Here is a 13485-nt window from a genome sequence, read left to right as displayed (position 1 = left end):
TAGAAGATTTAAGAGATGACATGTATGAACAAGTTTAATATTGAAAACCTGAACCTATTCTATGGTGAAAACCAAGCGTTAAAATCAATCAACCTTCCTATCCCTGTTCGTCAAGTAACAGCGCTGATTGGGCCATCTGGTTGTGGTAAATCGACGTTACTGCGCTGTCTAAATCGTATGAACGATTTGATCGAGGGTGTTAAGATTACTGGTAAATTGGCAATGGATGGCGAAGACATTTACGGAAATATTGATGTCGCTGATCTACGAATTAAAGTTGGAATGGTTTTCCAAAAGCCAAACCCATTTCCAATGAGTATTTACGAAAATGTCGCCTATGGCTTACGTGCTCAAGGAATCAAAGATAAAAAGCACATCGATGAGGTCGTAGAGCGTTCATTACGCAGCGCAGCACTATGGAATGAAGTTAAAGACCGTCTTAAATCCCACGCATTCGGCTTATCTGGCGGGCAACAACAGCGCCTTTGTATTGCGAGAACCATCGCAATGGAACCGGATGTGATTTTGATGGATGAACCGACATCGGCACTTGACCCTATCGCAACTCATAAGATTGAGGAGTTAATGGAAGAGCTCAAGAAGAATTATACGATAGTGATCGTGACGCACTCCATGCAGCAAGCGAGACGTATCTCAGATCGAACTGCATTCTTCCTAATGGGGGAGTTGGTTGAGCATGATGATACACAGGCAATTTTTAGCACACCAAAAGATGATCGCACTAAAGGTTACGTTAATGGTGATTTTGGCTAAGAAAGCTAAGTACAAGTTAAATAAGCATAACTATAAGCGATGGTAAATTTTGCCCCTCATTTTTGAGGGGCTTTTTTGTATCTATACTTATACCCTATACCTCTCTTTGGTAACGGATACACTCTTGTGCTAAACGATATTGAAATAGAATAAAAATCATACAGGATGATTCTCCCAAATTACCTCAGGGATGAAACTCGGAATTCTGCACTTTTCCATTGTGAGAGTAAAAAACTAACTTCTCTCTAGGTAAGGCATGAAAATATTGAATATGTAACAAGTCATATTTTATTAAAATATCTATAAGAAGTTATTTGATTAAAATTAATTATCAAGTAAAAAATATATGGTTACAAAGTGCTAGGTTTATATGATTTAATGCATTTAAAACTAGTTATTAATAATGAGATAAAACTTACTAATAGATAATATTATTGATTTAATTGTCGCATTCTCAGTAATTGGAAATCTTGCAATCTTAAAAGTTGGATAATGATTAATAAGGTTATTATTGTCATTTGTTTTTAATTCAAAAAAACTCAGAATATGTCCTCGAATTTGTAAAGTTAGATTAAATTCTGATGGCGATTGCATTCAAACTAGATGTGTCTGCTGCCTACGTATTTAATGAATGAGCAAGGAATACTCAGTTATGAGAGACGTGGGCGTCATTAAGAGTCATGGTGAAGAGCATATTTTAGCTTACAGAGTAGTCGATGCATTAATCATCGCATTGATGATTTTTGCTGTGTCGGCTCTGTATGTTGGCCATGTAAATATACATTATATTCTAGCGACGACGATTGCTATCGTGTGCTTTAGTGTTATGGCTGAGTTACTGGGTGTCTATAACTCTCCCTCTCTGTATTCTATTCGTTATGTTATTGGCCCTATTGTTTTATCTTGGGTTTTTACTATCGCCTTACTTTTGATCGTTGCTTTCGGTTTGAAAATTACCCAGAATTTTTCACGTATAGCGATAACGTCATGGTTTGTAGCAACACCAATTTTGCTGGGGCTTTACCGCTATTCAATTACTAAGTATAAATCGATAGTTAAGGCTGATTCATACGAGCAAAAGAGCATAATTATTGGAGCAACCTCGGCTGGCATTGCGTTAGCTAAAGAGATCGAAAGTAGCCGTCAACATGGTATTAAGCTTATTGGTATTTTTGATGACCGCTCTCCTGAACGATTACCGGATGATTTATCTTTTCCTTTATGTGGGTCAATTAATGATGCATTAGAAATGGCGAAAGAACGAAATTTTCGTCATGTATATGTCGCTCTGCCAATGAAAGCCTCTCGACGCATTAAGGACGTGATTAATTATTTCTCTGACAGTACTGCTCGAGTCTACATTGTTCCGGATTTCTTTACATATGACTTGATTCAATCGCGTTGGCGCAATGTTGGCTCTATTCCGACGCTTAGCATCCACGATACGCCATTTTATGGCATGTCTACTTTCATTAAGCGCTTGGAAGATATTGTTGTTTCGTCGTTGATTTTACTAATGATAAGCCCAGTGTTATTGGCTGTTGCTATTGGGGTAAAGGCTTCTTCCCCAGGCCCTATTATCTTCAAACAAAATCGTTATGGCATCGATGGAAAACAAATAAGAGTCTGGAAGTTTCGTTCTATGAGGGCAATGGATAACGGAGCTGTCGTTAAACAGGCTACCAAAGGCGATCCTAGAGTAACGCGCTTTGGGGCTTTTATTCGTCGTACATCGTTAGATGAGTTACCCCAATTCATTAATGTACTTCAGGGGAGGATGTCCATCGTCGGCCCTCGCCCCCATGCAGTTTCTCACAATGAAGAATATCGAAAGATCGTTGATAAATACATGCTTCGCCACAAAGTGAAACCGGGCATTACAGGTTGGGCTCAAATTAATGGCTACCGAGGTGAAACAGACACGTTAGAGAAAATGGAAAAGCGAATTGAATTCGACCTTATCTATATTCGTAAATGGTCTCTTTGGTTAGATATCAAAATTATATTCCTAACCATTTTCAAAGGCTTCATTAGTAAAACCGCATATTAACCAAGACAAAGTTGGGTGAAAAAATTGGTCAGTCGATTAATTAACATACTTATATTGAGCTTCGTCTCTTTAGGGATATTTAAAGCAAGCGCGAGTGAGTTATATAAGCTAGGTCCAGGAGATGTGATTAGCATCGTCGTATATGGAGAGGAGAGCTTAACTATATCGGAACAAAAAATAGATAACCGTGAAGTAATCGATTACCCATATCTTGGAGAGATAAAAATTGGCGGAAAGTCCCTAGGCCAAGTTCAGGACTATATTTCCTCCGGATTGAGAGGTGATTATCTTATTGATCCGAAAGTGAATGTCGCGATTGTTAAGTACCGAAATGTTTACATTAATGGCCTAGTAAATCGTCCTGGTGGATATGAGTATGAACCAGGTTTAACGGTACAAAAAGCGATTTCGTTGGCGGGTGGGGTGATGAGTAAATATCGTCGCAGTGCTAAAGCGTATCGAACTAAATCTAGTGAGACAGAACAATATAAGAATTTAAATTCGAACCAACTGGCCAAAGAATTCGAAAAAAACACAGAAATAGAGGCTGAGTTATATCAGGTTATTAAACCAGGAGACACGATTCATGTCGTGGCTTCATTCTGGTAAATAGTGTCAATGTTGATGAGTAGGTCTTTTGGATCGTTAGGGAAAGCATGAAGTTATTAAGCAAAGAACAGAGCCAAACAGAAAGTGAATCAATAGACGTAGGAAAATATATTGTTCTCTTGAAAAGAAATTGGCTAAAAATTGCACTTTTTACCACACTAGTCACCACGATTGTGATTTTGTTCGTGCTCTCTATTAAGCCGACCTATATCGCAACGGCAACGTTACTGATTGAGTCGAAAAGCACCAATGCGATTTCAATTGAAGAAGTCGTTGGCATTGATTCCAGCCAACAGGAATATTATTTAACTCAATTTGAAATTTTGAAGTCACGTAGCATTGCCGAACGTGTGATCAGTCAATTGAATTTGCGCCAAAACCCAGAATTCAATCGCGATTTGGCCAAGGAGCAATCGCTGACAGCACAGATTAAAGAGACGATTTACTCATTACCTATATTTAGTTCTGAAAATCCCGCGGAGCCTGTTTCACAAGAGGCACTCGATCAAAAAGTTCGACATTCAGTGTTAGGCCATTTTCGGAGCCGTTTATCGATCAATCCGATTCGTAAAACTCAGTTAGTTCGTATTTCGTTTGAATCAGAAAACGCTCAACTGGCCGCTGATATTGCTAATGCCGTTGGAGAGGCCTACATCAATGAAGGTTTAGAAGCGAGGTTGCTGACGACAGAGCAAGCATCAAAGTGGATATCTGGCCGTATGGGTGAGTTGCAAGAGCAGCTCCAAAAATCTGAATTCGCTTTATTGGAGTTCTTAGCACGAGAAAAATTGGTTGATGACAGTGGCATTGATGTACAAGCCAGTACGGTTATCAATGACCTAATTTTGCGCTTAAGCAGCGTTACAGACCGACGCATCGAACTTGAATCGGCTTACAGTACTTTACGTACGAGTAAACGAGTATCACCAGGTGATGTATCAACGATTTCTGAAATATCTAAGCACCCTCAAGTGATCAATTTGCGCAGTTTACTCGCTGAAGCAAACAAGGATCTTACAGAGCTATCAAAAGTATACGGCCCTAAGCATGAACGCATGCAGTCGATAACAGCGAAGCGAGCAAATATCGATCAGCAGTTAAGGCAATTACTAAACCAACTTGTGCTTGGGATCGGTAAAGAGCTGCAAGCAGTTCGTGTGCAAGAGAGCTTAATTGCGAAAGAGCTTGAAAAGAAGAAAAGTGAATTCCAGCAGTTAACGGTTAAAAAACGTCAGTATGAAGCTTTAGTTCGAGAAGAAGAAACAAACCGAAATATATTGAATGTCTTTTTGAATCGTCAAAAAGAGACAACGGCGACCAGCGATTTCGAATCTCGAAATGCACGTTTTACCGATGTTGCCATCGCGCCCCAGTATCCGAGTAAACCGAATAAACGCCTTATTGTTGTGATTGGTTTTATGGCTGCGTTTTTAACAGCTCTTTCGGTCGTTTTACTTAATGATGCTTTGAATAACACCTTAACATCCGTTAAGCACTGTGAAGAGAAGTTAGGTCTAATCCCTATTGGTGGTATCCCTAAGGTCAAGAAACCTAAGGGCAAGAAGAATCTTGATAGTGAAATTTTTCATAATGATAAATTTGTGGCTTTCAATGAGTCGATTCGTTCAGCTCGCACCGCTTTATCACTATCGAACAATGATTCAAAGTTATTTGCTGTTTCTTCTTCGTTGCCTGGGGAGGGGAAAACAACATGTGCGATAAATCTCGCCCTAGCGTTTTCGAAAATGGAGCGTGTTCTGCTCATTGACTGTGATCTTAGGAAGCCGACTATCGCTGAGAGGTTTGGACACAAACGTTTTAAGCCTGGGTTAACTAATCACCTTGTCATGAATACCAGTATTGAAGAGTGTATTTTCAAAGATGAAAAATCAGGGTTGTTCGTGGTTCCCTCGGGAATGCCGACACCTAATCCACAAGAGCTATTAAGCTCAGAGGGTTTCGCTCATTTGCTTGCCAAGTTTGAAGAGCGATTTGACAGGATCATTATTGATACACCACCCGCGTTGGTTGTCAGCGATACAATGATCATTAGTAAATTGACGGGTAAGGTGCTTATCGTTGTTAAAGCATCGAGCACACGTTTAGCGACGTTGAAAAACACCATCTCACGCTTTATTTCTCACGATGTCAGATTGGATGGAATATTGCTAAATCAAATAAGAGAAAAAAGCAGCAAGCATGAATATGTTTATGGTGACTATGTCTATGAGTCTGATCATAAGCAAGAAAGTGCCAATGTATCTTAATCATGGTGAGCAAATAAAGTGAATTATAAATATAGCGTGGTGGTTCCACATTATAATAACCCTAATGGTTTAGACCGTTTACTCGCTTCAATACCGCAACGTGAGGATATACAGGTTCTCATCGTCGATGATAATAGCCGCAATCCATTGGAAGAACAGTGTTTTATAGATAAGTACAGTGGGCTCGCTATTCGGTTCTTTAATAATGACTCTGGAAACAAAGGTGCTGGCGCGGCGAGAAATATTGCATTGAAATATATGGACTCAGAATACACCTTGTTTGCTGATGCCGATGATTTTTTCATAGAAAATGCATTCTATATTTTGGATGACATGATTTCATTTGATGATATCACCTATTTTTCACCGAAAAGCCAATGTGATATTACAGGAGAGGCATCAGATCGCCATCACCTATATGAAAATTTGGTGAATCAACATATTGCACTTGGTGATGAAGAATTACGTTATCACTTCTTAGTTCCTTGGAGTAAGGTTTTTTCAACCCATTTCATTAAGCAGCATGGATTGTATTTTGACTCTGTTATTGCCTCTAACGATGTGATGTTTTCGATGGTATCTGGTCATAGTGCAAAATCAATCAAGGTTAGCAAGCAAAGTATCTATTGCGTCACTAGGGGTAAAGGCACATTAACCGTTAACTTTAATCCGGAAGTAACTCAAGCTCGATTTAATGTTGAGAAAAGACGCTTGGAATACATTGCAAAAAATAACATAAAAACGGAAACAAACTCCGTTTACAAGTTAATAAAACTGTATAGAAAAATTTTAACGCTAGAAGATTATAAACACATATTCAATACATTATTGAATGGGCATATTACGATGCTTCCCAAAAGAACGAGTTTTTACTTAAAGAACCCTAAAGAACTTTTGGTGAAAATAATTTCTCGCAAGGAATCTTTGACAGATGAAAAATATCGCGCGTGATTTTTATCATGATCGGTTACCTATAATTAACGGAGTTTAATGTGAAAATCACAGTTGTCGGAACAGGATATGTAGGTCTATCTAATGCTATCCTTCTAGCGCAGAATAATGAAGTTTACGCTTTAGATATAGAACAAGAGAAAGTCGATAAGATTAATCAGAGGAAATCACCGATTTCAGACGTTGAGATTGAAGAGTTTCTTGAAAATAGAGAGCTAAATCTGACGGCAACTGTCGATAAGCAATTAGCTTATGATGGGGCATCATATGTCATTATTGCTACGCCGACAAACTACGATCCGGTAACTAACTTCTTTGATACCTCAACCGTTGAATCTGTGATTCAAGATGTAAAGCGCTATAACCCAGAGGCTACCGTGGTAATTAAATCTACGGTTCCCGTTGGCTATACAGAAAAAGTGAAACACCAACAGGCATTTAATAACGTCATTTTCTCGCCTGAGTTTTTGCGCGAGGGTAAAGCGCTTTACGACAACTTATATCCATCTCGAGTTATTGTCGGTGACGTAGGTACACGCGGTCAGGCATTTGCTCAACTCTTATGTGACGGAGCAGAAAAGGAAGATATTTCGGTATTGTTTACCAATTCGACTGAAGCCGAAGCGGTTAAATTATTTTCAAATACCTATTTAGCCATGCGAGTCGCTTATTTTAATGAACTAGATTCTTATGCGGAAAGTCATCATTTAGATGCCCGTCAGATTATACAAGGGGTAGGGTTAGACCCACGTATTGGTAACCACTACAACAACCCGTCTTTTGGTTATGGGGGCTATTGCTTACCTAAAGATACAAAGCAGCTGCTTGCTAACTATCAAGATGTGCCCAACAACATGATTCAAGCCATCGTTGACGCCAACACAACCCGTAAAGATTTTGTCGCAGAGTCAATTGTCAGTAAAAAGCCTAAGACCGTTGGGATTTATCGACTCATCATGAAAGCGGGCTCGGATAATTTTCGCGCATCAAGCATTCAAGGAATAATGAAAAGGATTAAGGCGAAAGGGATTCAAGTCATCGTTTATGAACCGCTATTAGAAGAACCCACTTTCTTTCATTCAGAAGTAGTGAATGATTTAGAGAGCTTCAAAGCAATGAGTGACGTTATTGTGAGTAATAGAATGGTTGAACAATTGGTAGACGTAGAAAGCAAAGTTTACACCCGTGATTTATTTGGTAGTGATTAGAGGAAGAATCATTGAAAGTTGTTACTGTAAACCCTCAAAAATCAACCATGATGGGTGGTGTAGAGACATTAATTCGCAGCCTACACCGACTGTTTCCCGGTGAAAATTATGAGCTTTATGAACATCATCCTAGCTATGAGCATTTCGCAGAACATGAGTCTGTAAGTTATCGTGCTTTTGGGGCAAATGGAAAATTAGCATCTAAATTGAATCAAGTTAAAGCGCTAGGTCAAATAGATCTTCAAGCTGGAGATGTCGTTATTCTGTTTCACCCTAACGATCTCTTATATTTACCGATATCGGTTATGCGGAAATGTAAGATCGTGTTGGTACAGACCAATAAATTCTCTGTGTATTTCAAGCCATTTTCTAAGTTAGTGATGCAGTTGCTTCATCGCGTTATTGATGTGTTCACCGTTTACACAGCACAAGATCAACAGGCTTTGGTTGCACTTTTTCCCCAGTTGGAAAATAAGATCAAGGTGATACCTAGAGGTTGTAAGTTAGCGAGCGCAAATCGTGTTTCTCAAGTGGGTAAACGCCTAGTCACTATTGCTCGAATTGATGAAGAGCAGAAAAACTTTACCAGCATGCTGGAAGCAATGAAAAAGCTACCTCAAGACTATGTTTTGCATATCTATGGTGATGGCACCGACAGTGAAGTTTCATCCCTTAAAGCGGCATTGAATACGATACCAAACGTTGAATTTAAAGGGCCGACCAGTGATGTTGAATCGACCTTGAAACAGTATTCGCTTTTTCTAATGACATCTCGCTATGAGGGATTTGGACAAACATTGATTGAAGCACGCAGTCAAGGTTTACCAATCGTCGCCTTTGATACTTTTGATGCGCTTTCTTGGATTGTTGATGAGGGAGAAAATGGCTACAAGGTCCCCTTTAACGATGAAACAGTATTGTCAGAGCGTATTATTCAGATTTGCGAAGATGCCGACCTTTACCAGGCATTTAGTACTCGAGCTTTAGAAAAAGCGACTGAAACCGAGAGTGCAGTTGTCGATCGTCTTTGGATTGAGGCATTAGCATGAAATATTCAGTAATCGTACCGGTTTATAATACTTTTGATTACGTGAAATCCATTGTCGATTGGTTCGAAGCAGAGTGTCGTCAGCGACAATCGGATGATATTGAATTGGTCTTGATTGATGATGGCTCATCTCAAGCAATTGATTTTGAAATTATATCAAACCAAGTAAAGCTGTATCGTAAGGAGAATGGCGGTGTTTCCACAGCTAGAAATTATGGTATAGAAAAAGCGAGAGGCGATTTTTTGCTCTTTCTAGATTCAGATGACTCATACAATAACGGTATTTTTAGTTATTTAGATGAAGTATTTGATAAGAACCAAACGCTGGACAGTGTCCTTTTTTCTTTTAAGAAAATGTCGGATTCCTATGTTGATAAAGTATCTAATCAACAAGAGATTATGTCTGGAAATCAGGCTTTGACAAAGTTCTTGTCAAAGGACATTCGTGTTCATATTTGTAGCATGGCAATTTCACGTCGGATTATAGACCTTAATAACGTCCGATTTGATGAAAGTTTACATTTCAGTGAAGATGTACTCTTCATTATTGAATACTTAGCCCATTCACAACAAACGTATATTTCAAACCGTTTTTTTTACAATCATGTGATGAGAGCTGGCTCGGCTATCAACAGTTTGATGGTGGAAAAAGATATTACCCATATAGATGCTTTTCATTGTATCGAGGCTAGAGCTAAACAGTCAGCTAAAGCGGAAGATGTGAATTTTTTCGTAGCCACTTGTTATATTAATTTATTGAAATTCCTTATTAGAAATAAAACAGAAGATACGCATGTTTTTGATGCAATAGTAAATAACAGCCACTTTTTATATGGAAAAATCACCTATAGATTGACTAAGTATGCTCTGGTTGTTTTTTTGCTACGTATTCTTTTTAAATTGGATTCGGCAACGAAATTCACTCTATTACGCCGAGTTAGCATGGTGAACAAATAATGAAAGTACTGAATGTTTCAGAGACAACGCAAGGTGGTATTGAAACCTACTTTGAGTCATTGTCTCGTTCTAGTCAGGTAGATAATCACTTTTTGGCGATAGGCTACGAACGTTCAGACGTTGCGATTAAACCAAGTAAATTTAGACCATTTAATGTTTTGGTGTTGTTTTATATCGTTATTTTTAAGTTAGGTATAAAACAATATGATGTACTATTTCTCCACAGTACATTTTCTGGATTATTACGTCCTCTGATTTATCCTATTGCGAAATATCACAATGTTCGTCTTTGTTATTGCAGTCATGGATGGGCGTTTGATATTGAATATGAACAGCAATGGAAGAATACGATTTACCGCAATATTTACATCGCAGTCGAGCGTATTTTAGCGATATTTTGCGATCAAATTTATTGTATTTCCAGATACGAATATAATTCAGCCATAGAGATCGGGATACAGTCACGTAAGCTGAAACTGGTTTGGAACGGTGTACGTCCGAGTAACCAGGTTAGTGTAATCTCTCGTTCATCAGATCAAATTAATCTTTTGTTTGTTGGTCGACTTGATAAGCAAAAAGGCCTCCACATTTTTTTACAGACTTTAGAAGCGATTGATTTAGCAGGGTGTAATGTGGTTTTAACTGTGATTGGTGAACCAGTGAGAAATGATTGCCCAGAGCTTGATATTTTATTAGCAAAACCTTGGGCTGGTTTGCAGATTAATCGATTAGGTTGGGTTGCCAACCAGGAGTTGGACCGTTTTTTTGCTCAATCCGATTTGGTTATTGTTCCCTCATTATGGGAAGGTTTTGGGCTCATTGTTGCGGAGTCATTACGAAATGGAACCCCGGTACTCGCTTCGAAAGTAGGATCTTTGGCACATATGATTTCTGATGCTGTTGGATGGCTTTATGACCTTGAAGATGAAGACTCGTTAAAACGAGTATTGCACAAAATTATCGCTGAAAAGGCCTATCTACATATAGACAGAAGCCAATGTGTTACGCATTTTGAAGATAATTTCCATGAAGATGTGATGAATCAAACCTATGCCCGTTCTTTTAGTGAGCTTCGTTAGGAGAATAAATGGACAAGGCATTATTCATATTACTATGTGTATTCATCCCTTTTGAAAATACGATGCTGGCATCAATCGGGGGGATCTTTACTGCTCCAATGGGGATTATTCTTATTCCTCTACTTGGTCTTAAAATCTTATTGCAGTATCAAACTCTGTCAAAAACGGAGTTTCACGCTGTAAAGCTCCTGTTTGCATTTTTTGCCTATTCATTTGTTTTACTGTCTTTGTTTTATGCCCATTACGATAAAGCATTTTTAATTGATCGAGGAATGCGCTTCTTTGTGATGGTGATTCCTCTCATCATTGTGTTTTTAACCGTGATTAAAATAGATGAGAAACGCTTGTATCAAGGCGTCGCTCTCATAGCGGCTATCGTTATTTTTTCGTTTGTAGCGAACTTGGTTGCAAGAGGATTTATTAATGGTACCTCACCTATACACTATAACTCGGCACATGCACCTCATCGAATGAGGGGATTTACACTTGAAGCGAGTACCTTTGGGTTTCAGTTTGTTCTCGCAGGTTTGCTGTTAGCAGCGGTTTATCGTATCAACCTATTGTTGTTGTCGGTCTTTATGATTGCTTGCATCACGTTGATTACATCGAAGGGTACGCTGGTTAGTTTTCTGATTACTGTTGTTATGACATTTGCCGTCTTTTCAAGAATTAACCTATTACATAAAGTGATCGGTATTGCAGTGCTCGCCATCAGTGGCTCGATTGTGGTCAGCACCATTATTGGTCCGTCGATTGTCAATGATCTTGAAAACTACACCAGTATAGCCACGCGTAGCACAGCAATTATGACATCTGTATTCTCTTTGATTCATCGTCCGCTAGGGGCGGGGTTATTTGGTTTTCTGCCTGCGATGTATGAATATGGTGTTGATGCGCTAAATTTCGTTGATAGACTTTTTCCTCGTCTGCTGAATTTTAAAGAGTTTGCTTCATACCTTGTTGTCGGGGAGACTAAAAGTGTGTCAACCAAATCATTCTTTTTTGATTGGGTGATTTTTGGCGGGCTATTTTTTCTCTATTTTTATATTAAATATGTTGGGCGATTATTTCGATTTTTTATCAAAAATCGAATGCCTTATGACTTTGCAATTCTGCTCTTTCTTGTATTGTGCACTTCTTTCTTTATGTCTATTGAAGCGCGTTATATTGCGCCATTTGCATTGGGTTTTCTTTTTGTTCGCTATCGAATCGTCGATAACAAAAACAGTTCCTCTGTTAAAGAAAAGGCTAACGAACTAAGGAGCGGCCATGCTATCGCGCCATCGCTTTAGTTTAATTATGTTGATGACCCTATGCGCCGCACTCTTTTTTTTAAGTGGTGCGAAAGGGGTGGTGAATCTACATCGATTAGCATTAGCAACGACGCTTGATGACGTTAAGAAAAGTACGCTCAAAGAATTACCGGCTAATTCTCTTGTTGAGTCTCAGTTGGACTTGCCCTATTTATTACCTTCTTTTTTTCTCGATTTGTCTGAGCGGTCGAATTACAACGCATGGATGGCTTATGTGAATCGTGATGATGAAAAACAGTGGCAATTGTTCAACCAAAGAGCGCTAAATAATATTGAAGAGCAACAGAAAAAAAGACCATTAGATTCCACATTAGTTATTCAAAAAGCAAACATCATGTGGCGTTTGGATGCCCCACATAGTGACATTCTTGAACAATATCGCTTGGCTGTCCAACTTGGGGAGTTTGAAAGATATACACTGATTAATACGCTTATTTTCTATTTGTCATCTTGGCCAGAGCTAGAAAGTGTAGATAGGAAAGTTGCCGTGTCTTATTTGTTAGATATGAAGCGATATAAGATGAAAAACTGGCAATATGATCAAATTCTCAAGATGCCTTTAGTCGGTGAGCGAGCGTGTGCGATATACTCATTTAACAATGTTAGGCCCTATTTTTGTCGATAGCATATATTGATGTTGAGAGATTAATTAGGGTGTCATACGGTTAATAAAATATATTAGTTAATAGTATGCCGGTCTATTTGCATGGATTGAGTAGAACAAGGAAAACTATGAGAAAGTTAAAATTAGCGTCATTAACATTATCAATAATAACCAGCTTTCATGTAAATGCTGAAGTCATGTCTCAAAAGCAACTTGATGATTTATTTGTTGATTCACTAGTAACACCAACAGCATTAGTTAATGCATTTTCTCAACATACATTTATCGATAATATTGAGTTATTCCTTTCACAGGTGATTGCGTTAAGACCAAGTGATTTATCAGAAATATTGACGTTGCTTTATTCAACGCACCCTGATCGTGTTGAAGAGTTAACAGCAATGGCTCTGTCATTAGGGGTAACGAGTGAAGATGTGACGATTGCCGCCATTAATGCAGGTATTGACCCAACAGTAGTAGCAGAAGCGACAGCCGCAGGTATTGTTGAACCCAGTTTAGTACCGAATGCTCCTACTAAGAAAGAGCCAGTGTCCGTTAATTAAAAGGCGTATTAATAACGCCATTTTAGACACTTAAATAGAGTGCTTACGTTTGAGTGAGTGCT

12 protein-coding genes are annotated in these 13485 nt (G+C 38.7%); all 12 read left to right on the top strand.

The features are described 5' to 3' along the window. Positions 1 to 24 precede the first annotated feature (24 nt). The gene (gene pstB, locus DZ860_RS14660; RefSeq protein ID WP_120032551.1) at positions 25 to 774 is read left to right on the top strand and encodes a phosphate ABC transporter ATP-binding protein PstB; all 750 of its coding nucleotides are present in this window, start codon (positions 25 to 27) and stop codon (positions 772 to 774) included. Positions 775 to 1426: 652 nt separating this feature from the next. Continuing rightward, positions 1427 to 2824 (top strand): undecaprenyl-phosphate glucose phosphotransferase, encoded by a 1398-nt coding sequence (locus DZ860_RS14655; protein ID WP_120032549.1) that lies wholly within the window; start codon positions 1427 to 1429, stop codon positions 2822 to 2824. A 15-nt stretch (positions 2825 to 2839) separates the two neighbouring features. Beyond that, positions 2840 to 3433: a polysaccharide biosynthesis/export family protein gene (locus tag DZ860_RS14650; RefSeq protein ID WP_279386835.1), complete on the top strand. Its 594-nt coding sequence runs from the start codon at positions 2840 to 2842 to the stop codon at positions 3431 to 3433. 47 nt (positions 3434 to 3480) lie between these two features. Continuing rightward, a complete protein-coding gene (locus DZ860_RS14645) occupies positions 3481 to 5700 on the top strand; it encodes a GumC family protein (protein WP_120032547.1) in 2220 nt (739 codons plus the stop codon). An 18-nt stretch (positions 5701 to 5718) separates the two neighbouring features. Further along, a complete protein-coding gene (locus DZ860_RS14640) occupies positions 5719 to 6651 on the top strand; it encodes a glycosyltransferase family 2 protein (RefSeq protein ID WP_120032546.1) in 933 nt (310 codons plus the stop codon). Positions 6652 to 6692: 41 nt separating this feature from the next. Then, complete coding sequence (locus DZ860_RS14635) at positions 6693 to 7859, top strand: nucleotide sugar dehydrogenase (protein WP_120032544.1); 1167 nt, start codon at positions 6693 to 6695, stop codon at positions 7857 to 7859. 11 nt (positions 7860 to 7870) lie between these two features. Further along, positions 7871 to 8908 (top strand): glycosyltransferase, encoded by a 1038-nt coding sequence (locus DZ860_RS14630; protein ID WP_120032542.1) that lies wholly within the window; start codon positions 7871 to 7873, stop codon positions 8906 to 8908. Then, positions 8905 to 9864: a glycosyltransferase family 2 protein gene (locus DZ860_RS14625; RefSeq protein WP_120032541.1), complete on the top strand. Its 960-nt coding sequence runs from the start codon at positions 8905 to 8907 to the stop codon at positions 9862 to 9864. Before DZ860_RS14630 ends, DZ860_RS14625 begins: the two co-directional genes overlap by 4 nt. Beyond that, positions 9864 to 10943, top strand: a complete 1080-nt coding sequence (locus tag DZ860_RS14620) for a glycosyltransferase family 4 protein (RefSeq protein ID WP_120032539.1) — start codon at positions 9864 to 9866, stop codon at positions 10941 to 10943. The genes DZ860_RS14625 and DZ860_RS14620 overlap by 1 nt, the downstream gene beginning before the upstream one ends. Before the next feature lie 8 nt (positions 10944 to 10951). Beyond that, complete coding sequence (locus tag DZ860_RS14615) at positions 10952 to 12235, top strand: hypothetical protein (RefSeq protein WP_243641863.1); 1284 nt, start codon at positions 10952 to 10954, stop codon at positions 12233 to 12235. Then, positions 12213 to 12881, top strand: a complete 669-nt coding sequence (locus DZ860_RS14610; protein WP_120032537.1) for a hypothetical protein — start codon at positions 12213 to 12215, stop codon at positions 12879 to 12881. Before DZ860_RS14615 ends, DZ860_RS14610 begins: the two co-directional genes overlap by 23 nt. 107 nt (positions 12882 to 12988) lie before the next feature. Further along, positions 12989 to 13423: a hypothetical protein gene (locus DZ860_RS14605; RefSeq protein WP_120032535.1), complete on the top strand. Its 435-nt coding sequence runs from the start codon at positions 12989 to 12991 to the stop codon at positions 13421 to 13423. Positions 13424 to 13485: the final 62 nt, after the last annotated feature.

It is taken from the genome of Vibrio sinensis, assembly GCF_003605645.1.
Lineage (GTDB): Bacteria > Pseudomonadota > Gammaproteobacteria > Enterobacterales > Vibrionaceae > Vibrio > Vibrio sinensis.
This window is presented reverse-complemented; position numbering and strand designations above follow the sequence as displayed.

What these genes read in the sequence shown, in the direction of transcription:
- pstB (WP_120032551.1), top strand. Translation starts at nt 25, where the DNA reads ATGAACAAGTTTAATATTGAAAACCTGAACCTATTCTATGGTGAAAAC.
- DZ860_RS14655 (WP_120032549.1), top strand. Translation starts at nt 1,427, where the DNA reads ATGAGAGACGTGGGCGTCATTAAGAGTCATGGTGAAGAGCATATTTTA.
- DZ860_RS14645 (WP_120032547.1), top strand. Translation starts at nt 3,481, where the DNA reads ATGAAGTTATTAAGCAAAGAACAGAGCCAAACAGAAAGTGAATCAATA.
- DZ860_RS14625 (WP_120032541.1), top strand. Translation starts at nt 8,905, where the DNA reads ATGAAATATTCAGTAATCGTACCGGTTTATAATACTTTTGATTACGTG.
- DZ860_RS14620 (WP_120032539.1), top strand. Translation starts at nt 9,864, where the DNA reads ATGAAAGTACTGAATGTTTCAGAGACAACGCAAGGTGGTATTGAAACC.
- DZ860_RS14615 (WP_243641863.1), top strand. Translation starts at nt 10,952, where the DNA reads ATGGACAAGGCATTATTCATATTACTATGTGTATTCATCCCTTTTGAA.
- DZ860_RS14610 (WP_120032537.1), top strand. Translation starts at nt 12,213, where the DNA reads ATGCTATCGCGCCATCGCTTTAGTTTAATTATGTTGATGACCCTATGC.
- DZ860_RS14605 (WP_120032535.1), top strand. Translation starts at nt 12,989, where the DNA reads ATGAGAAAGTTAAAATTAGCGTCATTAACATTATCAATAATAACCAGC.